The 25,365-nt window shown below is 70.9% G+C and carries 20 protein-coding genes; 13 read left to right on the top strand and 7 right to left on the bottom strand.

Annotated features, from left to right (window positions below):
- Nucleotides 1-18: 18 nt before the first annotated feature.
- Nucleotides 19-2,571: a glycosyltransferase gene (locus CQ044_RS01800; protein WP_258133110.1), complete on the bottom strand. Its 2,553-nt coding sequence runs from the start codon at nucleotides 2,569-2,571 to the stop codon at nucleotides 19-21.
- 150 nt (nucleotides 2,572-2,721) lie between these two features.
- Between CQ044_RS01800 and CQ044_RS01805 the strand changes: the two genes are divergently transcribed.
- Nucleotides 2,722-4,272 (top strand): glycosyltransferase family 39 protein, encoded by a 1,551-nt coding sequence (locus tag CQ044_RS01805; protein WP_146116718.1) that lies wholly within the window; start codon nucleotides 2,722-2,724, stop codon nucleotides 4,270-4,272.
- A gap of 112 nt (nucleotides 4,273-4,384) precedes the next feature.
- Here CQ044_RS01805 and CQ044_RS01810 read toward each other — a convergent pair whose 3' ends face one another.
- Nucleotides 4,385-6,037, bottom strand: a complete 1,653-nt coding sequence (locus CQ044_RS01810; protein ID WP_105686420.1) for an amidohydrolase — start codon at nucleotides 6,035-6,037, stop codon at nucleotides 4,385-4,387.
- Nucleotides 6,038-6,068: 31 nt separating this feature from the next.
- Nucleotides 6,069-7,514 carry a cytosine permease gene (locus CQ044_RS01815; protein WP_105686422.1) on the bottom strand — a complete coding sequence of 482 codons (1,446 nt, stop codon included), beginning with the start codon at nucleotides 7,512-7,514 and terminating at the stop codon, nucleotides 6,069-6,071.
- Between the two features lie 112 nt (nucleotides 7,515-7,626).
- Between CQ044_RS01815 and CQ044_RS01820 the strand changes: the two genes are divergently transcribed.
- Nucleotides 7,627-8,637 carry a LacI family DNA-binding transcriptional regulator gene (locus tag CQ044_RS01820; RefSeq protein ID WP_105686423.1) on the top strand — a complete coding sequence of 337 codons (1,011 nt, stop codon included), beginning with the start codon at nucleotides 7,627-7,629 and terminating at the stop codon, nucleotides 8,635-8,637.
- A 167-nt stretch (nucleotides 8,638-8,804) separates the two neighbouring features.
- Here CQ044_RS01820 and pepE read toward each other — a convergent pair whose 3' ends face one another.
- Both pepE and CQ044_RS01830 read right to left on the bottom strand, forming a co-directional pair.
- Complete coding sequence (pepE, locus tag CQ044_RS01825; protein ID WP_045273527.1) at nucleotides 8,805-9,518, bottom strand: dipeptidase PepE; 714 nt, start codon at nucleotides 9,516-9,518, stop codon at nucleotides 8,805-8,807.
- Nucleotides 9,515-10,330, bottom strand: coding sequence for an IclR family transcriptional regulator (locus CQ044_RS01830; protein ID WP_105686425.1), 816 nt, complete (start codon nucleotides 10,328-10,330; stop codon nucleotides 9,515-9,517). Before CQ044_RS01830 ends, pepE begins: the two co-directional genes overlap by 4 nt.
- A 186-nt stretch (nucleotides 10,331-10,516) precedes the next feature.
- Between CQ044_RS01830 and CQ044_RS01835 the strand changes: the two genes are divergently transcribed.
- From CQ044_RS01835 to CQ044_RS01870, 8 genes are all read left to right on the top strand, one after another.
- Complete coding sequence (locus CQ044_RS01835) at nucleotides 10,517-11,524, top strand: ABC transporter permease (RefSeq protein WP_105686427.1); 1,008 nt, start codon at nucleotides 10,517-10,519, stop codon at nucleotides 11,522-11,524.
- A complete protein-coding gene (locus CQ044_RS01840; RefSeq protein WP_105686428.1) occupies nucleotides 11,517-12,392 on the top strand; it encodes an ABC transporter permease in 876 nt (291 codons plus the stop codon). The genes CQ044_RS01835 and CQ044_RS01840 overlap by 8 nt, the downstream gene beginning before the upstream one ends.
- Nucleotides 12,393-12,474: 82 nt before the next feature.
- A complete protein-coding gene (locus tag CQ044_RS01845; RefSeq protein ID WP_105686430.1) occupies nucleotides 12,475-14,064 on the top strand; it encodes an ABC transporter substrate-binding protein in 1,590 nt (529 codons plus the stop codon).
- A 39-nt stretch (nucleotides 14,065-14,103) separates the two neighbouring features.
- Complete coding sequence (locus CQ044_RS01850; protein ID WP_219844896.1) at nucleotides 14,104-15,402, top strand: M20 family metallopeptidase; 1,299 nt, start codon at nucleotides 14,104-14,106, stop codon at nucleotides 15,400-15,402.
- A gap of 14 nt (nucleotides 15,403-15,416) precedes the next feature.
- Entirely contained in the window at nucleotides 15,417-16,361 is a 945-nt protein-coding gene (locus tag CQ044_RS01855) for a DUF1177 domain-containing protein (protein WP_045273532.1), read from the top strand.
- A gap of 1 nt (nucleotide 16,362) precedes the next feature.
- Complete coding sequence (locus tag CQ044_RS01860; RefSeq protein WP_105686431.1) at nucleotides 16,363-17,199, top strand: ABC transporter ATP-binding protein; 837 nt, start codon at nucleotides 16,363-16,365, stop codon at nucleotides 17,197-17,199.
- Nucleotides 17,196-18,065, top strand: a complete 870-nt coding sequence (locus tag CQ044_RS01865) for an ABC transporter ATP-binding protein (RefSeq protein WP_105686433.1) — start codon at nucleotides 17,196-17,198, stop codon at nucleotides 18,063-18,065. The genes CQ044_RS01860 and CQ044_RS01865 overlap by 4 nt, the downstream gene beginning before the upstream one ends.
- Complete coding sequence (locus CQ044_RS01870) at nucleotides 18,062-18,820, top strand: AroM family protein (protein WP_105686435.1); 759 nt, start codon at nucleotides 18,062-18,064, stop codon at nucleotides 18,818-18,820. Before CQ044_RS01865 ends, CQ044_RS01870 begins: the two co-directional genes overlap by 4 nt.
- Nucleotides 18,821-18,957: 137 nt before the next feature.
- On the opposite strand, the gene CQ044_RS01875 is transcribed toward CQ044_RS01870, so the two are convergent.
- Nucleotides 18,958-20,742, bottom strand: a complete 1,785-nt coding sequence (locus CQ044_RS01875) for a 2-isopropylmalate synthase (protein ID WP_105686436.1) — start codon at nucleotides 20,740-20,742, stop codon at nucleotides 18,958-18,960.
- A 165-nt stretch (nucleotides 20,743-20,907) separates the two neighbouring features.
- On the opposite strand from CQ044_RS01875, the gene CQ044_RS01880 reads away from it, so the two are divergent.
- Both CQ044_RS01880 and CQ044_RS01885 read left to right on the top strand, forming a co-directional pair.
- Nucleotides 20,908-21,585 (top strand): FadR/GntR family transcriptional regulator, encoded by a 678-nt coding sequence (locus CQ044_RS01880; protein WP_219844897.1) that lies wholly within the window; start codon nucleotides 20,908-20,910, stop codon nucleotides 21,583-21,585.
- On the top strand, nucleotides 21,582-22,391 hold the full coding sequence (locus CQ044_RS01885; RefSeq protein ID WP_105686438.1) for an ABC transporter ATP-binding protein: 810 nt from the start codon (nucleotides 21,582-21,584) through the stop codon (nucleotides 22,389-22,391). The genes CQ044_RS01880 and CQ044_RS01885 overlap by 4 nt, the downstream gene beginning before the upstream one ends.
- Before the next feature lie 90 nt (nucleotides 22,392-22,481).
- Here the strand turns inward: CQ044_RS01885 and ilvD are convergent, their stop codons facing one another.
- A complete protein-coding gene (gene ilvD, locus CQ044_RS01890; RefSeq protein WP_105686544.1) occupies nucleotides 22,482-24,338 on the bottom strand; it encodes a dihydroxy-acid dehydratase in 1,857 nt (618 codons plus the stop codon).
- A gap of 234 nt (nucleotides 24,339-24,572) precedes the next feature.
- Between ilvD and CQ044_RS01895 the strand changes: the two genes are divergently transcribed.
- Nucleotides 24,573-25,358, top strand: coding sequence for a helix-turn-helix transcriptional regulator (locus CQ044_RS01895; RefSeq protein ID WP_181158143.1), 786 nt, complete (start codon nucleotides 24,573-24,575; stop codon nucleotides 25,356-25,358).
- Nucleotides 25,359-25,365: the final 7 nt, after the last annotated feature.

Genomic DNA, 25,365 nt, shown 5'->3' on the forward strand with positions numbered 1-25,365 from the left:
TCCTATCGAGCGCGCTGCTCAGTCGGTCAGCAGCGCCTCGAACTCGGCCTTCACGTCGGCGCGATAGGCATCCGTGTCGAGGGAGGCCGGAGGCACCTCGCCGTCGAGGACCGCCCTCATCCCCGCCGCGAGCGCATCGTCGTCCTGCTCCACGATGCGGATCGCGCCCTGGGGCAGCGCGCCGTAGACGGATCCGAACGAGGTGGACACGATCGGCAGTCCGCAGATCGCCGCCTCGATGAGCACCATCGGCTGCCCCTCGTAGAGGCTGGACAGCACGAAGCAGTCGGAGGCGGCGAGCAGCGCATAGGGGTTCCGCTGCGCGCCGGTGAGGAAGGCCGCGTCGTCCAGGCCCGCGTCGTCGATCTGCCGCTGCAGCTCGTCCTGCAGCGGACCTCCGCCGACGATGAGCAGCCGCGCCTCGGGATGCGCGCGGTGCACGGCGAGGAACGACCGGATCAGGCGCGCGTGGTTCTTCTCGGGGGAGAGGCGGCCCACCGTGACGAACCAGCGCAGCTCGCCCTCATCGGCCTGGAGCGCCTCGTACCACGCCGGGCGGGGCGGGATCTCCCTGTCGGCGGCCTCGTACTGGGCGTCGGACTCGGAGAAGAACTCGCTCAGCGGTCGGCGGGCGCCGCGCACGACGTGCTCGACGTCGGGGAAATTGCGCACCGTGCGGAAGCGGTCGGCGGGCGCGTACTCGGCGAGCTCGATGCGGTTCAGCTCGGTGAGCTGGTGCGACACGGAGACCAGCTGGTCGTACTCGGAGTACATCGAGAAGACGGCGCCGAGACCGCGCTTCATGCTGGCCTTGCCGTTCACCGTGCGCTCGCGGTCGGACGCCATCTCGTTGTGCATCCAGATCGCGCGCACGGGATCCGGCCCGCCCTCGCTCACGGCGGGGGCGTGCAGCAGCAGCGTGGTCCAGACGGGACCATAACCGCTGAAGTCGGCGACCCAGTCGAAGCGGGCGTCGCCGAAGACGCGCATCCATTCCGCCGTCCACAGCTCCTCGTGCCAGGGCTCCGCGCCCGGAGTGCGCGGGGCACCGCGCCATTCGTCGATGCGACGGCGCAGGTGCACGGCCTTCGACCCGTTCATCCCCCCGATCCGGAACACCTGCCGCACCTCGGCGGGGATCCGCGCCTGCGTGAGCGGATCGGTGCTGAGCCGCCTCCTCGGCAGCAGCGCGGTGACGTCGTAGCGGGTGTGATCGATCGCGCCGAGGAGGTTGAGCGCGCTCGTGGTGATGCCGTTCGGCTTCATGCCGCCGAGGTAGACGAGCAGGCGCTTGCGGCCGTCGTGCACGGTCGGGCGGGCGCGGTAGCCCTCCCTGGCGCCGCCGAAGACGATGTCGACGACACGGGCGGTCGCGCCGCCGTCCTCGAACGGGGCGAAACGCTCGGCCCAGGAGGCGTACTGCGGATGCGGATCCGCACCGTCCAGGAGCGCCCCGAGGGCGCGGCCGGTCTCTGCGGCGTCGTCCGCCACCGGCCCCGGCAGCGTGTCGAGCGGCATATAGGTGCCGCGGCCCGAGGAGTACAGGTCGGCGTCGGGCGTGAAGAACGCGATGGGGCGGCCCGTCGCCAGGTAGTCGAAGAAGATCGACGAGTAGTCGGTGACGAGCCCCGCCGAGGCGCCCAGCAGCACGTTCGAGGGGATCGAGTTCGGTGCGAGCGAGCGCGCGAGCTCCGGCCGCGCCGAGGCGTGCGCGTGCACGATCTGGTGGGTCTTCAGCACGACGACGCGGTCGTCCCCGACGCCGGCCTGCAGCGCCGCGAGCTGGGCGGCCAGCTCGTCGATGTTGTCCTCAGGGTCGTCGAACGAGGTGCCGCGCCAGGTGGGGGCGAACAGCACGATCGGCTTGTCGCCGAGCACGACGCCGCTGCCCTCCAGCTCCGCTCGCACGGCCGCTTCGGCGGTGGCGTCGAGGCGCTGCCGGTCGATGCGGGGGTAGCCCTCCTCGATGAGCGTGCCGGGGTAGACGTTGGTGAGCCGGTAGGCGCCCTCGTACATGGTCTCGGCCATGAACGGGTTCGCCGCGAGGAGGTAGTCCGACATCAGGAAGTTGCGCAGCGTGTTGGCCGACTGCACGGCGCCCGACGGCATGTCGAAGCCCATGAGCTTGAGCGGCGTGCCGTGCCAGGTGTTCAGGTACACCTGGCCCTCCCGCTTGCTGAACCAGGTCGGGAACGTCGCGTTGTTGATCAGCCAGCCGCTCACCGCGAGCGCCTGGCGGTAGGAGGCGGATCCGCGGCGCACGAATGAGACCCGCCGGTCTCCGGCGAACTCGGCCCGGAAGCGCTCGATCGCGTCGTCGTCGGCGAGTGCCCAGACGTGCGTCAGACGGGCGTACGCGGGGTCGGTCAGCAGGTGGCGGAAGATCGCCTCCGGGTTGCACAGCATGCCGTTTCCGGCGAAGGACTCGTAGAGCACCTGATCGGGCCGCACGGGTCGGGAGCGCCAGAAGGCGATGCGCTCCGCGTCGACGGCGCGCTTCAGGCGTCGGGCGGTGGAGCGGAGGCGCCGCGCGGAGGATCCGAGGCGCCGCGCGGAGGAGGAGAGAGACACGCTTCAAGGATATTGGGCGCATGCCGGGCGAACACTCGGAGAACGGTGGGTGACGGCCCGGTGACGGGCGCGACCGTCGCAGGGAGGCGCGGCTCGCCCGGCGATGGCCTCGGAGGGGATGCCAAGACGCACACGCTACGCTCGGGCGTCGTGACCAGTCAGGCCCTGCACCGTGCGGCGGCCCAGGAGACCCCTGACGCGGAGGAGCGGCTCGCCGATCCTCGCCGTCTCGGGCTGTGGGCGGCTCTCGTCGGGTTGTTCGCGGTCGCCGCGAGCGCGGCCGGATCCTGGATCCCTTCGCTGTGGGGGGATGAGGCGGCGACGCTCATGTCCGCGACGCGGCCGCTGCCGTCGCTCGTGCACATGCTGAGCTACGTCGACGCGGTGCACGGGCTGTACTACTTCGGGCTGCACGCGTGGATCGACGTGTTCGGGCCCAGCGCCTTCTCCATCCGCTTCCCCTCTGCCCTCGCGATGGGCGTGTGCGCCGCCGCGGTCGTGTGGATGTGCGGCCGCTTCGGGTCGCTGCGCTTCGCGGTGCTCGCCGGCGTCTTCGCTGCGATCCTGCCGCGGCTGATCTTCGCGGGCGAGGAGGCCCGCTCCTACGCGATGACGGCGGCGCTCGCCGCGGTGCTGTGCGCGATCCTCATGGAGATCGCCCGCCGCGAATCCCGTGCTCTCGGCGGCTGGGTCGCGTACACGGCTGTGCTCGCGGTCGGGATCTGGCTCTTCCTCTACGTCGCCCTCATGGTGCCGGCCATCGTCGTGATCGTGCTGTGCTGCCCGCCCCTGCGGAGGCGCTGGCGGGCGGCAGCGGTGAGCACGGCCGTGGCGCTCGTGCTCGCCTCTCCGCTGGCCTGGTTCGGGTACATGCAGCGGCGGCAGATCGCGTTCCTCGCCGTGCGCGAGTCGATCACGCCCGAGGTCCTGCTGCGCAACATGTGGTTCCAGGAGTGGTGGTTCGCCGTCATCGCCTGGGCGCTGATCCTCGTCGCCGTGGTCTTCTTCGCCGTGGAAGCGGCGCGTGTCCGCCGCTCCGGCACCCGACTGGGCCTGCGGCTGGAGACCGTCGCGCTGAGCTGGATGCTCGTGCCGATGGGGATCCTGATCGCCGCGAGCCCGTTCGTGTCCGGCTACACCGCCCGCTACGGCACGTTCTCGGCCCCTGCGGTGGCGATCGTGATGGCGCTCGGCGTGCGCCGGCTCGCCCGTCTCCCGCGCCGGCGGCTGGGCAAGGCACTCGCGATCGTCTCGGTCGCCGCGGTCCTGATCGCGGCGGTACCCGTGGCGGCGCTGCAGCGCGGGCCGTACGCGAAGAACCAGTCGGACTGGAACGACATCGCCGCCTTCATCAGTGCGAACGCCGTCCCGGGTGACGGCATCGTCTTCGACGACGGTGCCAGGCCGTCCCAGCGCACCAGGCTCGCCAAGGCGACGGATCCGACGGCGTTCCGCAACGTCACGGACCTGCTGCTGAAGACCCCGTTCCAGAAGTCCTACACCTGGTACGACCAGACCTACGGGATCCCGCGTGCGTCCGGGATGGGGCGCTTCGAGGGCGTCGACCGCGTCTGGGTCGTCGAGCTGAAGTTCGACGGCGTCGAGGACACCTGGGGCCTCGGGCAGCTGCAGTCGCTCGGCTACCACGAGACCCACCGTGTCGACGGCGCGGGGAGCGTGATCCTGCTCTACGAGCGGTGATCGGCGGGTCCGCCCCTGGTGGTCGAGCGCCCTTCGTCTCGTCGCTGCGCTCCTCGCTCAGGGACCGATCCGTGGAGCGGTCCCTGAGCGAGCGAAGCGAGACGAAGGGCGCTCAACGACCCCGGGGGAGGGAGGCGAGGGCCGTGGCGTGGTCGACCCCTCGGACGACCGTCGTGCGCACCCGCGCGGTGAGGAACGCCTCCGGCCCGTCGCGGAACGGATCCCCGTCCAGGACCACGAAGTCGGCCGCCGCCCCTGCGCGGAGCACGCCGAGCTCGCCCTCCCAGCCGCACGCGTAGGCGGCGTCGCGGGTGGCGCGGCGCACCGCGTCGGCGATCGCCATCGCGTTGCCGGGGACGTTCGCCGTCAGCGCAGGATCGAACGCCGAGCGCCGGGTCGTGGCGATGAACAGGTTCGGCAGCGGGTCGAACGGCGCGGTCGGGGCGTCCGTTCCGAGCGCGAGCGTCGCGCCCGCCTCGGCGAACTCGGCCCAGGGGTAGCCGCGCTCGACGCGGTCGTCGCCGAGCATCGCCCGCCAGTTGTCCTGGATCGCGGGATCGGAGTGCACGGGCTGCATCGACGCGATGACCCCGAGCCGCGCCAGGCGCAGCGGGGTCGCGTGGTCCACCGTCTCCAGGTGCTCGATGCGGTGGCGGCGCTCGGCGCGCGGGCCGTTCGCGGCGACCGCGGCCTCGAGCGCGTCCAGGGCGAGCGCGGAGGCGGCATCGCCGATCGCGTGCATGGCGATCTGCAGCCCCGCCGCGTCGGCGCGGGTGACCACGGCCGTGAGCGAGGGCAGATCCCAGAGCGCCTCCGGCTGGGATCCGTCGGCGAAGGGGGCGTGCATCGCGGCCGTGCAGCTGTCGATCACGCCGTCGACGAAGAGCTTGATGCCGGAGATCCGCAACCCGGGTCCGGTGTGCGCGCGGTGCAGCGCGATCGCCCGGTCCACGGCGGTGGCATCGCCCTCCGCGGTCCCGGTGCGGTACACCGCCCAGTGCGCGGCCACGTGCATCGGCAGTCTGCCGCCGTGCCGCTCCTGCACGGCGAGCATCGCGCGCAGGTCGGGTTCGGTGAGGGCCATGTCGACTGCGGCGGTGACGCCCGCGTCGAGGTAGGTGCGCAGCGCGGCCTCGAAGTGCGCCTCCCTGTCGTCGTCGCTCGTGAGGGCGTCGAGCCGCTCGCGCAAGAAGGCGAACACCGCGTTCTCGAGCAGCATGCCGGTGGCGTGCCCGTCGGCGTCGCGCTGGATCGTGCCGCCGAGGGGATCCGGCGTCCCGTCGTCGATGCCGAGCTCGGCGAGGGCGGCGGAGTTCACCCATGCGGAGTGGTTGTCGTTCGCGTGCAGGTACACGGGCCGGTCGGCGACCGCGGCATCGATCATCTCGCGGTGCGGGGCCTTCCCGCCGAGACTCGAGAACAGCCAGCTGCGGCCCTGGATGCGCGGGGCGGCGGGATCGGCCGCGGCCGCGGCGGAGACCCGATTCTGGATCTCGGCGAGATCGGGTGCGTCGTGCAGATCCACCTGCTCGAGCGATTCGCCGAGACCGACCAGGTGCGTGTGGGCATCCACGATGCCGGGGATCACGAGAGCGCCGTCGAGCTCGATCACGGCGTCCGCCGCGAGGGCGTCGGCGGTGGCCGTGTCCCCGACGAAGACGAGACGTCCGTCCTGGACGAGGAGCGACTGCGCCCACGGATCCGTGTCGGAGGTGAAGATCGCGCCGCCGCGGTAGTGGGTGGTGTGCGTGTCAGGGGAGGTCATGCGTTCTGGTCCTTCTTTCCGGATCCGTGGGTCACAGCGAGGCCTGGGAGCGGGCGGAGCTCCGCACCAGGGCGAGGTAGAGGACGAACGGCACGATCAGTCCGACGGGGACCGACAGGTCGATCCCGCCGAGGAGCGCGGCGACCGGGCCGACGTAGACGAGCGTCGCGCTGCAGAGCAACGCCGCGCCGATGCCGGCGAGCACCGCGACCGCGCCGGCGACGTGCACGCCCCCGGTGAACCAGAACCGGCTGCCCCGGCTGTCGTCCGCCAGCGCGGATCCGTCGTAGCGGTTGCGCCGCCACAGCATGTCGGCGAGGTAGACGCCCATGACGGGCGCGAGGACCGTGACCGCGAGCTGCAGGGCGCTCGAGACGCTGTCGAGGAAGTTCCACACCAGGAGCGCGAACAGGGTCATCAGCACGCCGACCGTGCCGTCCAGCAGCACGGTGCGCGAGCGCGGAAGGCGGATCCCGACGGCCTGCAGGGCGAGGCCGGAGCTGTACGCGGTCATGGCGTTGTTGGCGATGGTGCCGACGATCACCGAGATGAGGAAGATCGGCGCGAACCAGCCGGGCAGGAACTTCTCGAGGCCGGCCTCCGGATCCGACATGTCCACCGCGCTCGCGGCCAGGGCGCCGACGAACGTGGCGAGCACGCCGGGGATGACCATGCCGAGCGTGGTCCACAGGGCGACGTCGCGCACGCGCGTGCTCGCCGGGAGGTACCGCGCGAAGTCGGCGCTGTTCGTGTAGGACAGCGGCCCCGACGCGACCAGCGCGACGCCCGCGGCCATCATCGCGACGAGTCCCAGGCCGTGCAGCGGTTCGGCCGGCGTGTAGCTCCAGCGCGCGCCGCCCACGACGAACACGGCCATCACGGCGAAGATCACCGCGAGCAGGATCGCGAGCGGCTGGTACAGGCGCATGATCAGGCCGTGCCCGTAGACGCTGATCACCATGGTGGCGGCGGCGATCACGATCGCGCTGATCGCGATCGTCCAGCCGTTCGAGGGGACGCCGAGCCGGCCGAGCAGCCCGACCGCGACGGTCGTGGCCGCGGCCCAGTTGATCGCGAGGTAGCAGACGCTGATCAGCCAGCCCGCGATCGCGACGTTGAACCGGTTCCCGGTGATGCCGTACATGGCGCGCGTGATCACCTCGCTGGGCGTGCCGGCGGCGGGGCCGGATGCGGCCACGATCCCCGTGATGATCGAGAACAGGTTGCCGATCACGATCACGATCAGCGCCTGCCACAGGGTGAGTCCCAGCAGCATGAGGGTGACGCCGATGACGACGGCGAGGAAGTTCACATTGGGCGCCGCCCACACCGCGAACAGGTCGCGGGCGCGGCCGTGGCGCTCGGCATCGGGGATGTAGTCGATGCCGTGGGTCTCCACGCGCACGGCGCTGTCGGTGGGCACGGGGTGGGTCAGGGCGGGAGCGGAATCGGTCACGGGGGGTGTCGTCTGCGACATGGATCCTCCAGGGCGAAAGGTCGGGTGCGCGACGTCCTTGTTCGCGCTCGACACGCAACGCTAAAGATCCAAAACGATTTGGACAAGCGGATTCCACGATTATCATCGCGGCATGCGCAGACAGCGATCCACGATCCGCGATGTGGCCCGACGGGCGGGCGTGTCGGTGACCACCGTGTCGCACACGTTCTCCGGGAACGGCGTGGTCAACCCGGCGACCCAGGCGCGTGTGCGCGCGGCGGCGACCGCGCTGGGGTACCACCCCGACGTCGTCGCGAGCGGGCTGCGCCGCAGCCGGCTCGGAGTGATCGGGCTGGTGCTGCGTCCCGCCGTCGGAGTGGAGCCGCAGCACATCCAGGACGTGGACTACTTCCCCCGCTTCGCCGGCGCCGCGGCGCTCACCTCGCTCGGCCAGGGGTACGCGCTCATGCTCGTCGCGGATCCGGCCGTGCCGCACGCCCCGACCACGGCCTGGGCGTGCGACGGCATCATCGTGACCGATCCGGTCGAGCGGGACCCGCTCATCGCCGCGCTGCGCGCAGGAGGCATGCCGTACACGCTGGTCGGCGCGGATCCGGCGGATCCGGACGACCCGCACGTCATCGACATCGCCACCGCGCTCATCACGGATCGGGTGCTCGACCACCTCGCGGCGTCGGGGGCGACGCGCATCGCGCTGGTCGTGGGTACGGATGCGATCGAGTGGAACGAGGCGACGGTGCGGCGCTATCGGGAGCGGACGCCGCCCGCCGCCCAGCACGTGCGGCACGTGCCGGAGCGCTCGGAGCACGAGGAGGGGGCGGTCGCCGCCGATGAGCTGCTCGCCCTTCCCGAGCCGCCCGACGGGGTGTATTGCCTGACCAGCGATCACGCCAGGGCGCTCGTGGACCGGCTCGTCGAGCGCGGGGTGCGGGTGCCGGAGGACGTGCGCGTGGTGTGCGGATCCGATGCCGACAGTCTGCGGAGCGTCGCACCGGCGATCACCGCGGTCGACCTGCAGCCGCAGGCGCTGGGGCGCCAGGCCGCGGCCGCCCTGCTGACCCAGCTCGAACCGGACCTCGCGCTCGCCGTGCCTCCGCCCGAGCACGGCGCCCTGATCGTGCGGACGTCGACCGGGGGCTGAGGCCCCTCAGGCCGGCGAGCGCCCCTGATTCCGGGTCACGACCTGAGGACGTTTGCCGATCTGCAGGACATTCCCGGCGGATCCGTCCTGCAAGATGGCAACCGTCCTGCAGACTTCCCGCGCTCGTCGGCATCTCGATGCGTCGGACGGGGAGGCCCGCCGTCGGCTCAGCCCGCGAGGAGCGCCGTGACGTCGCCCTCGACCTCGACCGGGGCGGCTCCCCGGCGGAACAGCAGCGCGGGGCCCCGCCCGGGCGTCACGGCCTGGCCGCCGATCGTCCGGCGTTCCCCGAGCACCCGCAGCCAGGCGCCTTCGCGCAGCGCGAGCACCGGGGTGTCGTTCTCCTCGTGGAACTCGGCGAGGCGCTGGGCACGGGTCTCGCCGGCGTGCGTCGAGCTCGGGTCGGCGTCGAGATAGTGCGCATTGATCTGGAACGGCACGAGGCCGAGCGCGTCGAAGCCCCCGGGCTCGACGATGGGCATGTCGTTCGTGGTGCGGATCGTGAGGGCGGCGAGATTCGTCCCCGCACTCGCGCCGAGATACGGCCGACCTGCCGCCGCGTGGGCGCGCAGCGGCTCGCTCAGGCCGAGGTCGCGCACCCGCTTCAGGAGGCGGAAGGTGTTGCCGCCGCCGACGAAGACCGCCTCGGCGCCGCGGATCGTCGCCGCGGGGTCGCCCTCCTCGTGCGCACCGGCGACCGCGATTCCTTGAGCGGCGAACGCCTCGCGGGCCTTCGCCGTGTAGGCGTCGAGATCGGCCAGCGCATACGGCACGAAGACGAGGCGCGCAGCCTCGCCGAGCGCCTCCCGGACGGCGTCCCACGCATGGGCGAGGTAGCCGGATCCGGCGTTGGAGGAGTTCGACATCAGCAACAGGTTCATCGGGTCCTTTCGGGGGCGGGGCTCGACAGGGCGGCCGGGGCGCGGGGGGACAGGAGCTGGGCGATCGCGTTCGCCGTGCGCAGCACCGCGTCCTTGTGCGCGCGGATGTCGCCGAGCCGCTCGCTCTTGTGCTCGCCGATGCTGACGGATCCGATCGGTCGGCCCGCGACGAACACGGGCGCGGCGACCGCGCGGGTGTCGAAGTCGTACTCGCCGTCCGAGTAGGCCCAGCCGGCCGTGGCCGCCTCCGACATCGCCTGCTCGATGAGCGTGGCGTCGTGGATCGTGAGGTCGTTGAAGCGGGCGAGCGGCAGCGAGTACATCAGCGCCTGGCGCTGCCCCGCGGAGAGGAACGCGAAGTAGGCGCGGGAGGTCGCCCCGGCGTGCGCCGGGTACAGCTCGCCGACCAGGGGATGGTTGCGCATCGGCACCCCGCCGCCCTCGACCGCGGCCACGGCGCGCACATGGGCGCCGTCCGCGATCGCGAAAACGGCTGTGCGCGAGGCCTCCTCCGCGAGCTCCGCGAGCACCGGCTCGACGAGTGCGGCCATCCCGCCCTGTCGTTCCCAGGCGGAGGCGATCCGCCACAGGGCAGGACCCAGCCGGTATCGGCGGGTGTAGGCGTCGGTCGACAGGAAGCCGCGCGCGGCGAGCGTCGCGAGCAGGCGCTGCGCGGTGGACTTGTCGAGGTCGAACTCCTCGGCCAGCTCCATCACGCCCCACTCGGCGCGCCGCCCGGTGAACGACAGCAGCACCGACAGTGCGCGATCCACTGTCTGCAGCGGGGGGCGGGAGCCCGAGCCCTTGTCCATGGAGTGCTCCTTCTGAGCCGTTCTGCGCGAGGTTTCCTCGGCATTCTGCCTGACGAGTTCCCCCGCGTGCACCTGCCGGATCAAATAGTGAGATCGAGTTGCACAACCATCTCACATCGCAGATAGTTGTCGCTACGCGCCGCTCGGACGCGGAACATCCCCCCAAACAGCGAAGTGAGGAGAGCCATGTCGACTGTCGTCCGCCGTGTGCTCGCGATGATTCCCACGCTGCTCGGCGTCGTCGTCTGCATCTTCCTGATCACCCGGGTGCTGCCCGGGGATCCGGCACGGACCCTGGCCGGCGAGAACGCCGATCAGAGCGTGGTCGACAAGCTCCGGGAGCAGATGGGCCTGGACCAGCCGATCTGGCAGCAGTTCGGCGACTACGTCGTCGGCCTGCTGCACGGCAACCTCGGCTACGCCTGGCACACCGGACATCCGGTGGCCCAGGACTTCGCCACGCGGTTCCCGGCGACCGTGGAACTGGCCCTTGCCGCACTGATCATCGGCGTTCTGATCGGGGTGCCGCTCGGCATCCTCAGCGCGATGCAGCGCGGACGCCTCGCCGATCACCTCACCCGTGTGGTCTCGCTGCTCGGTGTCTCCATGCCGCTGTTCTGGCTGGGCCTGCTCGTCATCTCCTTCTTCTACGGGACGCTCGGCTGGGCGCCCGCCCCGATCGGACGCATCGCCGACGACGTCAACCCGCCCACGCACGTGACAGGGCTGTATCTCGTCGACAGCCTCCTCACCGGCGACGGCGTCGCGTTCGCCAGCTCGTTCTCGCACCTCATCTGGCCGGCCATGGTCCTGTCGGTCGGCGGGATCGCGATCATCTCCCGGATGACCCGCTCGGCGATGCTCGAGGTGATGGGCCAGGACTACATCCGCACGGCCGAGGCGAAGGGCATGGGCCCGGCGCGCGTCATCGGCGGGCACGCGCTGAAGAACGCGGCTCCGTCGATCGTCACCATCATCGGCCTCGAGCTCGGGCAGCTCCTCGGCGGGGCGGTCATCACCGAGACGATCTTCAGCTGGCCAGGCGTCGGCGGCTACGTGACCGAGTCGATCAAGGCCAACGACTACGCCCCCGTGCAGGCGATGACCTTGATCGCCGCGATCATCTACCTCGTCGTGAACCTGATCGTCGACCTTTCGCAGGCGATCTTCGACCCGAAGGTGCGCAATGCTTGAGACTCGGATCCGCCCGCGCCGCACGGCCACCGGCACGCTCTCGCTCCTGCTGCGGAACCCGTCCGCGATGGTCGGGGCGGCGATCATCCTGTTCTGGACGCTCGGCGGCCTGGTCGCGCTGTTCGCGTCGCCCTACGACCCCAACCAGACCGGCGTCGGTCCGCTGCTGTCGCCGCCGTCGGGAGCGCATCTGTTCGGCACCGACAACTTCGGCCGCGACATCTTCTCCCGGGTGCTCGCCGGGGCCAGGGTCTCGCTGTGGACCGGCCTGATCGCCGTCGCGGTGTCGCTGGTCGTCGGTCTTCCGATCGGCGCCATCGCAGGATACGTGCGCGGCACCACGGGGATGGTGCTCATGCGCATCATGGACATGCTGCTCGCCTTCCCGTCGCTGCTGCTCGCGATGGCGCTCGCCGTCGCACTCGGACCAGGGCTGGGATCCGCCATGATCGCCGTCGGCGTCGTCGGCATCCCCGAGTTCGCCCGCATCATGTACGGACAGACCGTGGCGCTGCGCGAGCGCGAATTCGTGGAGGCGTCCAGGGCGATCGGCCTCGGCGACGGCGTCATCCTGTTCCGCCACATCCTGCCCAACGGCATGGCGCCGATCATGGTGCGCTCCGCCCTGGGCATGGGATACGCGATCCTCACCGCCGCGGCGCTGAGCTTCATCGGCCTCGGCGCCCAGCCGCCGCTCGCCGAATGGGGCGTCATGATCTCCGACGGGCGCGGCTACATCATCTCCGGCGAGTGGTGGATGACGTTCTTCCCCGGCCTGGCGATCGCGACGTCGATCCTGGCCTTCAACCTCCTCGGCGACGGACTGCGCGACACCCTCGACCCCCGGCTGCGCACCTCCGCCCGATGACGGCGGCCGGCGCCCACGAGGCGACCGCTCCGTCGTCCGGTCCCGCACCGAATACCCGCACAGCAAGAAGAAAGGCCCCACGATGAAGAGAACGAGGTTGATCGGCGCGCTCGCCCTGACGACCGCCGTCATGCTCGGCACCGCCGGCTGCGTCGCGAATGCGAATGCGAACAAGGGCGATGGCGCCTCCGGTTCGTCCGCGAACCAGTCGCTGACCGTCGCCTACTCCGAGGGAGGGACGACCCTCGACCCCGCAGAGGCCAACGACGGCACGAGCGACACCCTGGTCCTGGCCTCCTACGACCAGCTCGTCACATACGGAACCAAGACCGTGGACGGCAAGCAGGTCTCCGACACCGCGACCATCAAGCCGATGATCGCGGAGAAGTGGGAGGCGGACGCCGCCCACACGACGTACACCTTCACCCTGCGCAAGGACGTCACGTTCCAGGACGGCAAGAAGCTGACCGCGAGCGACGTCGTGCGCAGCTACGAGCACATCAAGGCCTCCGCCTCGGCGAGCTTCCTCTACAAGATGGCCGGGATCGACACGGTCACCGCGAAGGACGACCACACCGTCGTCATCACGCTCACCGCGCCGAACCACCTGTTCCTGCAGATCATCCCGATGTACTCCTTCTCGATCATCGACATGGACCAGGTGGACAAGAACGGCGGCGCGAAGTGGCTCGCCACGAACACCGCCGGATCCGGACCGTACAAGATCGACAGCTACGACCCGGCCACCGCCGCCAAGCTGACCTCCTCGCCGTCGTACTGGGGCGCCAAGCCCGCGATCGGCACCGTGAACATCAAGTTCATCGGCGACGCCTCCAACCGCCTGCAGCTGGTCCAGAAGGGCTCGGTCGACATGGCGCTGGAGATCGCACCGAAGGATCTCAAGGGCCTGAACGGCAAGGACGGGCTCGTCGTCGACTCCCGCCCGAGCAACAAGATCCTGTTCTTCGCGATGAACAACAAGATCGCGCCCTTCGACAACCCGAAGGTCCGTGAGGCGATCACCTATGCGATCCCCTACGACAAGCTCATCTCCGACGTCATGCAGGGGCAGGCGAGCCCGATGCGCTCGGCCGTGGCGAGCTCGACGCCCGGATTCACCGACAAGGGCTACGACGCGAAGCACGACCTGGACAAGGCCAAGCAGCTGCTGGCGGACGCGGGCTACCCGAACGGGTTCTCGTTCGACTTCACGCTCGGATCCGGCTTCCCGGACTGGAACGACGACGCCGTGCTGATCCAGGCGGAGCTCGCCAAGATCGGCGTGACCATGAACATCCACAACATGGCACGCGCCCAGTTCCTCGAAGCGCTGGCCGGCAAGAACGTGCAGTCGTACATCAGCCGCTGGACCTCGTTCGTGAACGACCCCGGCTACCACCTGGGCCTGCTCATGACGACGTCGGGGTCGAGCAACTACATGAACTACGACAACCCGACCGTCGACAGCCTGTGGAAGCAGGCCTCGACCGAGTCGGACGCGGCCCAGCGGAATGAGCTCTACGGGCAGATGCAGCAGCAGATCGACGCCGACGCGCCCTGGGGCTACCTGTACGAGTACAACATCGCGGTCACCGAGCGCAAGGAAGTCAAGGGCTACACCTCCTACCCGGACGGCCTGATCCGGTTCTTCCAGCTCAGCAAGACGTCCTGACCGCAGCCCGAACCGGCATCGAAGAGAGAGAAGTCATCCATGTCCACGATCGCAGAGTGGGAGCAGCGGCTCCTCGCCGCCGTCGACGAGTCGCAGGAGGAGCTGCTGGCGCTTGCCGGGCTGCTCATCCGGACGCCGAGCGAGAACCCTCCCGGTGACTGCACCGAGATCGCCGAGGTGATCGCGGGGCGCCTGCGCGACGAGGGCATGGATCCCGAGCTCTTCGATGCCGGAGAGGGCCGGGTGAGCGTCGTCGCCCACCGCGGCGAGAAGGGCGAGGACCGGCATCTGGTCTTCGCCGGCCACAGCGATGTCGTCCCGATCGGGGACGTCTCCCGGTGGACCTTCCCGCCCCTGGCCGGAGACGTCGTCGACGGCTGGCTCCGCGGGCGCGGCGCGAGCGACATGAAGGCGGGCCTGGCCGGACTCCTGCACGTCTACACGCTGCTGCACCGCCTCGACGTGCCCCTGCGCGGGCGGATCTCGCTCGCCGCGGTGCCCGACGAGGAGACCGGCGGCCGCCTGGGAGCCGACTGGCTGCTCGGCCAGGGCGTGCTGGACGGCGCGACGGGCGGTGTGATCGCCGAGCCCGCAGAGCGCGACCATCCCACGATCGGGCAGAAGGGCAGCAACTGGTTCCGCCTCACCGTCCGCGGCATCCCAGGACACGGCAGCCTCCAGCCCGTGCACGGAGTGAGCGCGAACCTGCTCGGTGCCAGGGCGATCCTGGCCCTGCAGCGGCTCTGGGACATGGTGCCGGAGGCGCCGGAGGAGCTGCGTCAGCTCATCGCCGACTCGCAGCACTTCGCCGTGCAGCGCGAGGGATACGAACCGGAGGTCGCGCAGGTCTTCGAGCGCGTGACGATCAACGTCGGCACGATCCGCGGCGGCACCTCGACGAACGTCGTGGCCGACACCTGCGTGATCGAGTTCGACACCCGGGTGCCGATCGGTCTCAGCCGCGCCGAGGTGCTCGACCGCGCGCGGGAGATCCTCGCCGAGGAGGGCATCGACGCCGAGATCGATCCCATCGGCTTCATGAGCGAGCCGAACTGGACCGCGCCGACCGATCCGATCGTCGAGACCCTCGTGGGTGCGCTGCGGGAGCTCTCCGACCCCGAGGCGCAGGGCGTGCTGCAGTGGGCGTCGTCCGACGCCCGCACCTTCCGCAGCCACGGCATCCCCGTGCTGCAGTACGGCCCTGCCGACCTCAAGACCATCCACAGCTTCGACGAGCGCGCCCGCGCCGACGACGTGGTGCTCGCCGCCAAGGTGTACGCGCTCACGGCCCTGCGCTACCTCGGTGTGCGCGACGCCGACGACCTTCCCGCCCTCTGAGAGAGACCGAACCCATGCTGAACCATGTCCTGACCGTCGTCGACCTGCTCGATTCCCCCGGAACCTCCGGCGAGGCCCTCGCCGAGCACCTGCGCTCCTACCGTGCGCCGGGCGCCGAGATCACCGTCACCGTCGTGGAGGGCGACAAGGGCAGCACCGATTTCGTGCGGGTGTTCCTGCCCGGAACCGCGGGCCGCGCCTCCGGCGGATCCGCGCGCACCCTCGGCATCATCGGCCGGCTCGGCGGGGTAGGCGCCCGTCCGGAGCTGATCGGCTACGTCTCGGACGGCGACGGCGCGGCCGCGGCCCTCTCCGCCGCTGCGAAGCTGCTGCAGATGGCGGCGCGCGGCGATGTGCTGCCCGGCGATGTCGTGATCACGACCCACGTCACGGGGTGGGCCCCCACCCAGCCCCACGACCCGGTGCCCTTCATGGACTCGCCCGTCGACATCCTCACCATGAACCTGCACGAGGTGGACGAGGCGATGGAGGCGGTGCTGTCGATCGACACCACGAAGGGCAACCGCACGATCAACCACCGCGGCATCGCGATCTCCCCGACGGTCAAGTCCGGCTACATCCTGCGCCCGAGCGAGGACCTCGTGGGCGTCGCGGAGACCGTGACCGGACGCAGCGCGGTGATCTTCCCGCTCGCGACGCAGGACATCACCCCCTACGGCAACGACCTGCACCACCTGAACTCGATCCTGCAGCCCGCGGTCGCCACCGAGGCTCCTGTCGTGGGCGTCGCGATCACGACGGCCGTGCCTGTCGCCGGCTGCGCCACCGGAGCCAGCCATGAGGTCGACATCGAGCTCGCCGCGCGGTTCGCGGTCGAGACGGCGAAGTACTTCGGAGCGGGCAGTCTGTCGTTCTTCGACGAGGACCAGTTCGCCCACCTGACCTCGCTGTACGGCAGCGCCGCGCACCTGCAGACCCTCGGGAACGTCGAGGTCTGACATGTCCGTCCTCCTTCGCGTCGAAGACCTCCGTGTGCGGGTGGACGCCCGCCGCGGCACCTCGTTCCCGGTCGACGGCATCAGCTTCGAGATCAGCCGGGGCGAGACGCTCGGCCTCGTCGGCGAGTCCGGATCCGGCAAGAGCCTGACCGCGATGTCGATCATCCGCCTCCTGCCCACGCGCGCCGTGCGCATGGCCGGTGGCCGGATCCTGTTCGGCGATCAGGACATGTCCGGCATCGGCGCGAAGGGGATGCGCGGCATCCGGGGGAACCGGATCGGCACGATCTTCCAGGAGCCCATGACCGCCCTGAACCCCGCGTTCACGGTCGGGTTCCAGCTCCGCGAGCCGCTGCGGCGGCATCGCGGACTGGGACGCAAGGCCGCCGACGACCGGGCGAGAGAGCTCCTCGAGATGGTCGGCATCGAGCGCTCTGCGCAGGTCGCGGCGTCCTACCCGCACCACCTCTCCGGAGGCATGCGTCAGCGCGTGATGATCGCGATGGCCATGTCGTGCGAACCGGACCTGCTCATCGCGGACGAGCCGACCACGGCGCTCGACGTGACCACCCAGGCGCAGATCCTCGATCTGATCCTGCAGCTGCAGCAGACCCACGGCACCGCGGTGCTGCTCGTGACGCACGACCTGGGGGTCGTGGCCGAGTCGTGCGAGCGGGTCGTCGTCATGCGGCACGGCAAGGTCCTGGAGACCGGGAGAGTGCGCGAGATCTTCCACGCGCCACAGCACGCGTACACGCGGGCACTTCTCGACTCGATGCCGTCGCGCAACATCGGGAAGCGCCGGCTTCCCACGCTTCCCGAGGAGGTGTTCGGATGAGTGCACTGCTGAGTGTGCGCGGTCTGGTCAAGGAGTACCCGCAGCGCGGGGGGAAGCGCGGCGAGGTCTTCCGCGCGATCGACGGCATCGACTTCGATCTGCGCGAGGGATCGACGCTCGCGATCGTCGGCGAATCCGGATCCGGCAAGTCCACGACAGGGCGCTGCGTGCTGCGTCTCACCGAGCCGACGTCGGGCAGCATCACATACGACGGCGTGGATCTGCTCGGACTCGACGCCGAGCGGATGCGGGCGCAGCGGGCGCACATGCAGATCGTGTTCCAGGACACCTATGCCTCCCTCGACCCGCGGTGGACCGTCGGCCGGCTGCTCGCCGAGCCCCTCCGGCTGCGCGAGCGCCTCACGCCGGGGCAGCAGCGCACGAGGGTCGGCGAGATGCTCGAACTGGTCGGACTCGAGGCGGAGCACGCCGACCGGTATCCGCACGAGTTCTCCGGCGGGCAGCGGCAGCGCATCGGGATCGCCAGAGCGCTCATGCTCAAGCCCCGTCTGGTGGTGTGCGACGAACCGGTCTCGGCCCTCGACGTCTCGGTGCAGGCGCAGGTGCTCAACCTCATGAAGGACCTCCAGGACGAGCTCGGCCTCAGCTACCTCTTCATCTCGCACGACATCGCCGTGGTCGAGTTCATGGCCGACGACGTCATCGTCATGAACAAGGGCCGTGTCGTGGAGTCCGGCGTCTGCGCGCAGGTGCTCGCGGACCCGAAGGATCCCTACACGCGCGCACTGCTGGCGGCCGTCCCCGTCCCCGATCCCGATGCGCTCGAGGACCGCGCGATGCGTCGCGCCGTGATCGAGGCGGGGCTCGCCGCACCCGTCGGCGGCGACGCCGAGCGCGCGCGATGAGCGCGCTCGGGCTGGTGACGATCGGCCAGGCGCCGCGGATCGATGTGACGCCCGACATCGCGCCGCTGCTCGCCGACGTCACGCTCATGGAGCGTGGGGCGCTGGACGAGCTCGACGCCGCGGGCATCGCCGCGCTCGCGCCGGTCGAGGGCGAGCGCGTCCTCGTGTCGCGCCTGCGGGACGGCGGGATGGCCAGGCTCAGCGAGCCGCGGATGCTTCCGCTCGTCCAGGCCGCGATCGAGCGCGTCGTCGCGGACGGCGCGGGGGCGGTGCTGCTGCTGTGCACGGGGAACCTGCCAGGCCTCACCGCGGCCGTGCCGCTCTACACCGCCGAGCAGCTCGGCCGCGGCGCCGCCGCGGCGCTCATCGGCGACGGGCGCCTCGGCGTCGTGGTGCCGGAGCCCGAGCAGGCGGCTCCCATCGCGGAGCGCTGGCGGGCGGACCACGGCCTCCGCGCCGTGGTCGCCGTGGCTGATCCGTACACCGCGCCGGACGCGGCCTTCGTCGCGGCCGGCGAGCAGCTGCGCGCCGAGGGCGTCGAGTGGATCTTCCTGGACTGCATCGGCTACTCCGAGCGCATGCGCGCCCTCGTCGCCGGATCCGGATCCGGCACCGTGGCCACCGCCGGACCCGGATCCACCGGACCCGGATCCACCGGACCCGGATCCGCCGGACCCGGATCCGCGAAGCCCGGATCCGCGAAGGTGCTGCTGGCCCGCACGCTCGCCGCCCGTCTGGTGGCCGAGACGGTCTGAGACGGCTCCTGCGGGCTCGGCCGAGGCCGATCCTGCCCGCCCATATCCGAGTCGTCCCCCTCAGCGGAGCCCATGGGGTGCGCTGAGGGGGACGACCCACGGGTAGGGGGAGCGCAAGAGCGGCGGATCCGGTCCCGTCAGGACGCGCGCAGGGCGGCGTCGGCGGCCGCGAGGACCGCGTTCAGGGTCGCGGTGAGCACCGAGCGGTCGCGCCCGGCGACCCACCCCGTGCCGTGTGCGCTCCTGTGCTCGAGGAGGGTCAGCGCCTCGACGGCGTTGCCGGATCCGATGCTCGTCTGGTGCAGGTCCAGGACCTCGATGGCCAGGCCGCGCCGCGCGAACTCGGCCGTGACCGCCTCGACCGGGCCGACGCCGATCCGCTCCGCGCGGGTCTCGACGTCGTCGATGCGGAGCCGGAATGCGACGCGCGACTCCGCGGCGGTCTCCTCGATGCGGACCTCGGAGAGCGCGATGCGAGGGTCGTCCCCGGCTCCGAGGTAGGTCTCGTCGAAGATGCGCCAGAGCGCCTGCGCGTCGAGTTCTGCCCCGCTCTCGTCGGCACGCCGCTGCACGTGACCGGCGAGATCGATCTGGAGCCGGCGCGGCAGCTGCACCCCGAACCCGGTCTCGAGCAGGTAGGCGATCCCGCCCTTGCCGGACTGCGAGTTCACCCGGATCACCGCGTCGTACGAGCGGCCGAGATCCGCCGGATCCACCGGGAGGTAGGGGACCCGCCAGGCGATCTCGCGCTCGGTCCTGCCCTCGCGCGCCGCGCGCGCCCTGTGCTCGGCGAATCCCTTGCGGATCGCGTCCTGATGCGTGCCGCTGAACGCGGTGTGCACGAGGTCGCCGACATAGGGGTGGCGCGGGTGCACCTCGATCCTGTTGCTGTGCTCGACCGTGCGCCGGATCTCGTCGATGTCGGAGAAGTCGATCATCGGGTCGATGCCCTGGGCGTGCAGGTTCAGGGCGAGCGTCACGAGGTCGACGTTGCCGGTGCGCTCGCCGTTGCCGAAGAGGCACCCCTCGATGCGCTCGGCGCCGGCGAGCAGCGCCAGCTCCGCGCAGGCGATCCCCGTGCCGCGGTCGTTGTGCGGATGCACGGAGAGGATCACCCCCTCGCGGCGCTCCAGGTTGCGATGCATGTACTCGATCTGATCGGCGTAGACGTTGGGCGTCGCGATCTCCACCGTGGCGGGCAGGTTCAGGATCACCGGGCGCTCCGGCGTCGCCTCCCAGAGCGCGGTCATCGCATTGCAGACCTCGAGCGCGTAGTCGGGCTCGGTGAGCATGAACACCTCGGGCGAGAACTCGAAGCGCACGCGCGGCAGATCTCCGGCGAGGGCGCGCACATCGCGTCCCGCGTCCAGGATCAGTGCGCGCAGCTCGTCGCGGTCGCGGCCGAGCACGGTCTCCCGCCAGATCGGCGCCGTCGCGGTGTACAGGTGGATCACGACGGGGTTGCGGATGCCGCGGACCGCCTCGACCGTCCTGGCGATGAGATCGCGCCGTGCGGCGGTGAACACGACGACCGTCACGTCCTCGGGGGCGATGCCCTGCTCGGCGATCAGCCGGACGAAGTCGAAGTCGGTCTGCGAGGCGGAGGGATAGCCGACCTCGATCTCCTTGTAGCCCATCGCGACCATGAGGTCGAAGAAGCGCCGCTTGCGCGCGGGATCCATGGGCTCCGCGAGTGCCTGGTTGCCGTCGCGGAGATCGACGGGGACCCACAGCGGTGCGGCCGTGAGGCGTCGTGTCGGCCAGGTCCGCTCGGCGTCGGAGAGGGGGATCGAGACCCGGTCGTAGGGGTCGGCGTAGCGGTGGGACGGCATCTGCGAGTGCCGCTGGCGATTCCACCCCGGGGCGTTGACGGGGAGGGGTCCGGCCGGCGTGGAGATGCCGGGGAAGGCGGTGCTGGTCATGGTTCTCTGTTCCTTCGACTGTGGTTCGGCGACCGGCGCGGCGCATCAGCCACGACGGGGGAGCCGGTCCGGTCAGGCCCCGTCGTGGCGGCGAAGAAGAAGGAGGGCGCGCACGAGCATGGAGGCAGTGTAGCGTTAACTCCTCAGACAAGTTGAGGAGTTGAGATGTCGGGAAGCAGTGCAGTGCAGCGCACGTCGATGGCGGATCAGGCGGCGGACGTGCTCCTCGGCCGGATCCGGGCCGAGGAATGGGGGCTGGGTGCGCGACTGCCGGGCGAGACGACGCTCGCCGCCCAGCTCGGCGTGGGCCGCTCGACCGTGCGCGAGGCGATCCGGCAGCTCTCCGGGCGCGGGGTCCTCTCCGCGCGGCAGGGCGCCGGCGTGTTCGTCGCGGCGCTCGACGTGCGCGACGACTGGGACGCCGTGCTGCAGCGCGCCGACATCGTGAGCGTGATCGAAGCGCGGACCGCGATCGAGAGCGAGGCCGCCGCGCTCGCCGCGGAGCGGCGCACCGCGAACGACCTCCGGGCGATCCGGCGCGCCCTGACGGTCAGGGAGCAGCGTCGCTCGGATCTCGAGGAGCACGTCGACGCCGATCTCACGTTCCACCGGGCGATCGTGGTCGCCGCGGCGAACCCGATCCTCACCGAGCTGTTCGACGGGTTCACCCCGCGGCTTCGGCAGACGATGATCGCGATGCTGCGGATCCGCTCCGCCTTCGGCGGCGCCGAGGACCATGCCGCGCATGAGCGTCTCGCCGACGCAGTGCGCGCGGGCGATGCCGCGCTGGCCGCAGGGCTCAGCCGCGAGCACCTCGCGTCGCTCAAGGACGGCCTGCGATGAACGCCGAGGTCGTGCGCCTCGACGCCGTGACGCTGCGCCGCGAGGGCAAGGACATCCTGCACGAGGTCGGACTGGTCGTGCGGGCGGGGGAGCACTGGGCGCTGCTGGGACCGAACGGCGCGGGCAAGAGCACGATCCTCGGGATCTGCGGCGCACGCACGCATCCCTCGAGCGGCACCGCCGAGGTCCTCGGCCACCGGATCGGCCGGGTCGACCTGCAGGAGCTGCGCCGGCTGATCGGGCACGTGGATCCGCGGCACCCGCTGCGCTCGCCCCTGACGGTGACCGAGGTGGTGCTGACCGGCCTCACCGGCACGATCGAGACGCCGATGCGCTGGACGCCGGAACCCGAGCAGATCGCCCTCGCGCATGAGCTGATCGCGGATGTCGGCCTGTCGCACCGGCGGGAGGCGCTGTGGCCGACGCTCTCGCAGGGGGAGCGCGGCAGGGCACTCATCGCGCGGGCGCTCGCGTGCCGGCCGCGACTCCTCCTGCTCGACGAGCCGATGACCGGGCTCGACGTCGCCGCGCGGGAGCAGCTGCTGGAGACGATCGACGCGCTCGCGCACCGGGATGCGCAGCTCGCGTCGATCCTGGTCACGCATCACCTGGAGGATCTGCCGGAGACGACCACGCACGCGCTCGTGATCTCGCAGGGAGAGATCGCCGCGCAGGGCGCGGTCGAGAGTGCGGTCACGACCGAGACGATCTCCCGGGCGTTCGCGCACCCGATCGAGGTCACCAGGACAGGCGCCCGCTGGGCGGCGCGGACCCGCCGCTCCCGGAGGGCGGCGGTCCCCGCCTGACCCTCCCGGTGGCGCAGAAACCGAGTCGTCCCCGTCAGTGCACCCTATGGGCGCCGCTGACGGGGACGACTCGGAGAGATCGGGCCGGGCTCAGAGCTCCGGGACGATGCGGATCGCGCCCTTGTCGGCCGACTGGGCGAAATGCGCGTAGGCGCGCAGCGCGGGGCTGACCTCGCGCACGCGGTTCTTCGGGCGGTAGCCTCCGTTGGCCTCGAGGTGCTCGCGGCGGCGCTCCAGGACCTCCCAGGGCACCTCGAGCTCGAGCTTGCGGGTCGGGATGTCGATCGAGACGATATCGCCGTCCTCGACGAGAGCGATCATGCCGCCCGCGGCCGCCTCGGGCGAGACGTGCCCGATGGACAGGCCGGAGGTGCCGCCGGAGAAGCGCCCGTCGGTGATCAGCGCGCAGGCCTTGCCGAGGCCGCGGCCCTTGAGGAACGACGTCGGGTACAGCATCTCCTGCATGCCGGGGCCGCCCTTGGGGCCCTCGTAGCGGATGACGACGACGTCGCCCTCCTTGACCTGCTTGTTCAGGATCTTCTCGACCGCCTCGTCCTGCGACTCGCAGACCACGGCGGGACCGGAGAACGTCCAGATCGACTCGTCCACGCCCGCGGTCTTCACCACGGCGCCGTTCTCGGCGATGTTGCCGTGCAGCACGCCGAGGCCGCCGTCCTTCGAGTAGGCGTGCGCGACGTCGCGGATGCAGCCTCCCTCGGCGTCGGTGTCGAGCGAGGCCCAGCGCTCGGACTGCGAGAACGCGGTCGACGAGCGGCGGCCGCCCGGGGCGGCGTGCCACAGGTCCTGCGACACCTCCGACGCGGATCCGCCGCGGATGTCCCACTCGTCCAGCCACTCGCCGAGCGTCGCCGCGTGCACGGTGTGCACCTGGTCGTCGAGCAGGCCTCCGCGGCGCAGCTCGCCGAGGAGGGCGGGGATGCCGCCGGCGCGGTGCACGTCCTCCATGTAGTAGATCCGCCCGCCGGCCGAGTTCGGCGCGACCTTCGCGAGGCACGGCACGCGGCGCGAGATCGCGTCGATCTCGGCGAGGCCGAAGTCGACCCCTGCCTCGTGCGCCGCGGCGAGCAGGTGCAGGATCGTGTTGGTGGATCCGCCCATCGCGATGTCGAGCGCCATCGCGTTGCCGAACGCGGCGGGTGTGGCGATGCTCTTCGGCAGCACGCTCTCGTCGTCGCCCTCGTAGTAGCGCTGGGCGATGTCGACGACGAGGGATCCGGCCTTCTCGTACAGTGCGCGGCGGGCCGTGTGGGTCGCGAGCACCGAGCCGTTGCCCGGGAGGGAGAGTCCGATCGCCTCGGTGAGGCAGTTCATCGAGTTCGCGGTGAACATGCCGGAGCAGGATCCGCAGGTCGGGCAGGCCGACTCCTCGATGCGCAGGATGTCGGCGTCCGAGATGTTCTCGTTCACCGCGTCGCTGATCGCGTCCACGAGGTCCAGGGAGCGCACGGTGCCGTCGACGAGCGTCGCACGTCCCGCCTCCATCGGGCCGCCGGAGACGAACACGGTGGGGATATTCAGGCGGAGGGCAGCGAGCAGCATGCCGGGGGTGATCTTGTCGCAGTTCGAGATGCAGACGAGGGCGTCGGCGCAGTGCGCGTTGACCATGTACTCGACGGAGTCGGCGATGAGGTCGCGCGACGGGAGCGAGTAGAGCATGCCGCCGTGGCCCATCGCAATGCCGTCGTCGACGGCGATCGTGTTGAACTCGCGCGGGATCCCGCCGGCCTCCGAGATCGCGTCCGACACGATGCGCCCGACCGGGGCGAGGTGCGTGTGGCCGGGGACGAACTCGGTGAAGGAGTTCGCGACGGCGATGATGGGCTTGCGGCCGAGATCCTTGCCGTCGACGCCGGCGGCGCGGAAGAGGGCGCGGGCGCCGGCCATGTTGCGTCCGTGGGTGACCGTGCGAGAGCGATAAGCGACCATGGTGACCATTGTGGACCTGTCGCGTGCTTCTGCCGAGCCCGGCCGCGAGGAGGGTTTGTACTAGTACTCGGAGTACTGTTTCGACATGGACTGTCGCGCGAAGCGGAAAGGCGATCCGGATCCGATGGGGTCTGGATCCTTCCCGTCGCAAAGGATGCCGCCATGCGGTGTTCAGAGCGGCAACTTCTGCGACGGGAATGACAGACCGGCAGCGCTTGCATGGGGGTGCCGGCCATGATCCGTCCGCGCACGCCCCGCCGCGAGCAGCTGGGGGAGTTCCTCGCCTCGCGCCGCCGGGCGGCGAGCCGGTCCGCGCTGGGCCTGCCGCGGGCATCGCGCCGCGGTGACACCGGCCTCAGCCGCGAGGAGGTCGCGGCGCTCGCCGGGGTCAGCGCGAGCTGGTTCACCTGGCTCGAGCAGGGGCGGGACATCGGCGTCTCCCGCCAGGTGCTCGGCGCGGTCGCGCGCGTGCTGCAGCTGAGCCCTGCCGAGTTCGACTACGTGGTGCGGCTCGCGGGGCCCGCGGAGGACGCCCCGGCCGAGGAGACGGAGCGGATCCCGGATCATTTGCAGCGGCTCGTCGACGCGCTCGCCTTCCCTGCATTCGTCGTGGCGAGCGACTGGGCGATCCTGGGCTGGAACGCCCCCTACGCGCGCCTCTACGAGCCGATCGGAACCGTGGACCCCGGGGATCGCAACCTGCTCTGGCTGATCTACACGGATCCGCGGCTGCGCCGCATGCTGCCGGACTGGGATCAGGAGAGCAGGCGCTTCCTGGCCGAGTTCCGGGCGGAATCGGGGGTGCGGCTCAGCTCGTATCGGCACCGGGCGCTGATCGAGCGTCTGCTCGAGGTCAGCGACGACTTCCGGATCCAGTGGGCCGAGCACGCGGTGGAGCGCTTCGCCTCCCGGCAGCGGGTGTTCGAGCATCCGAAGGACGGCCGGCGCGTGTTCGAGCACCACAGTCTCGTGCCTGCGGATGCACCGGGGCTGACGGTCGTCATGTACGTGCCGGCCTGAGAGTCGG

It is taken from the genome of Microbacterium sp. MYb64, assembly GCF_002979495.1.
In the GTDB taxonomy this organism is placed as follows: Bacteria; Actinomycetota; Actinomycetes; order Actinomycetales; family Microbacteriaceae; genus Microbacterium; species Microbacterium azadirachtae_A.

Bases quoted from the DNA above. Each gene is read 5' to 3' on its own strand.
- CQ044_RS01815 (WP_105686422.1), bottom strand. From the start codon at position 7,514: ATGTCGCAGACGACACCCCCCGTGACCGATTCCGCTCCCGCCCTGACC.
- CQ044_RS01810 (WP_105686420.1), bottom strand. From the start codon at position 6,037: ATGACCTCCCCTGACACGCACACCACCCACTACCGCGGCGGCGCGATC.
- CQ044_RS01870 (WP_105686435.1), top strand. From the start codon at position 18,062: ATGAGCGCGCTCGGGCTGGTGACGATCGGCCAGGCGCCGCGGATCGAT.
- CQ044_RS01850 (WP_219844896.1), top strand. From the start codon at position 14,104: ATGTCCACGATCGCAGAGTGGGAGCAGCGGCTCCTCGCCGCCGTCGAC.
- CQ044_RS01865 (WP_105686433.1), top strand. From the start codon at position 17,196: ATGAGTGCACTGCTGAGTGTGCGCGGTCTGGTCAAGGAGTACCCGCAG.
- CQ044_RS01895 (WP_181158143.1), top strand. From the start codon at position 24,573: ATGATCCGTCCGCGCACGCCCCGCCGCGAGCAGCTGGGGGAGTTCCTC.
- ilvD (WP_105686544.1), bottom strand. From the start codon at position 24,338: ATGGTCGCTTATCGCTCTCGCACGGTCACCCACGGACGCAACATGGCC.
- pepE (WP_045273527.1), bottom strand. From the start codon at position 9,518: ATGAACCTGTTGCTGATGTCGAACTCCTCCAACGCCGGATCCGGCTAC.
- CQ044_RS01835 (WP_105686427.1), top strand. From the start codon at position 10,517: ATGTCGACTGTCGTCCGCCGTGTGCTCGCGATGATTCCCACGCTGCTC.
- CQ044_RS01820 (WP_105686423.1), top strand. From the start codon at position 7,627: ATGCGCAGACAGCGATCCACGATCCGCGATGTGGCCCGACGGGCGGGC.
- CQ044_RS01845 (WP_105686430.1), top strand. From the start codon at position 12,475: ATGAAGAGAACGAGGTTGATCGGCGCGCTCGCCCTGACGACCGCCGTC.
- CQ044_RS01885 (WP_105686438.1), top strand. From the start codon at position 21,582: ATGAACGCCGAGGTCGTGCGCCTCGACGCCGTGACGCTGCGCCGCGAG.
- CQ044_RS01875 (WP_105686436.1), bottom strand. From the start codon at position 20,742: ATGACCAGCACCGCCTTCCCCGGCATCTCCACGCCGGCCGGACCCCTC.
- CQ044_RS01855 (WP_045273532.1), top strand. From the start codon at position 15,417: ATGCTGAACCATGTCCTGACCGTCGTCGACCTGCTCGATTCCCCCGGA.
- CQ044_RS01830 (WP_105686425.1), bottom strand. From the start codon at position 10,330: ATGGACAAGGGCTCGGGCTCCCGCCCCCCGCTGCAGACAGTGGATCGC.
- CQ044_RS01840 (WP_105686428.1), top strand. From the start codon at position 11,517: ATGCTTGAGACTCGGATCCGCCCGCGCCGCACGGCCACCGGCACGCTC.
- CQ044_RS01880 (WP_219844897.1), top strand. From the start codon at position 20,908: ATGTCGGGAAGCAGTGCAGTGCAGCGCACGTCGATGGCGGATCAGGCG.
- CQ044_RS01860 (WP_105686431.1), top strand. From the start codon at position 16,363: ATGTCCGTCCTCCTTCGCGTCGAAGACCTCCGTGTGCGGGTGGACGCC.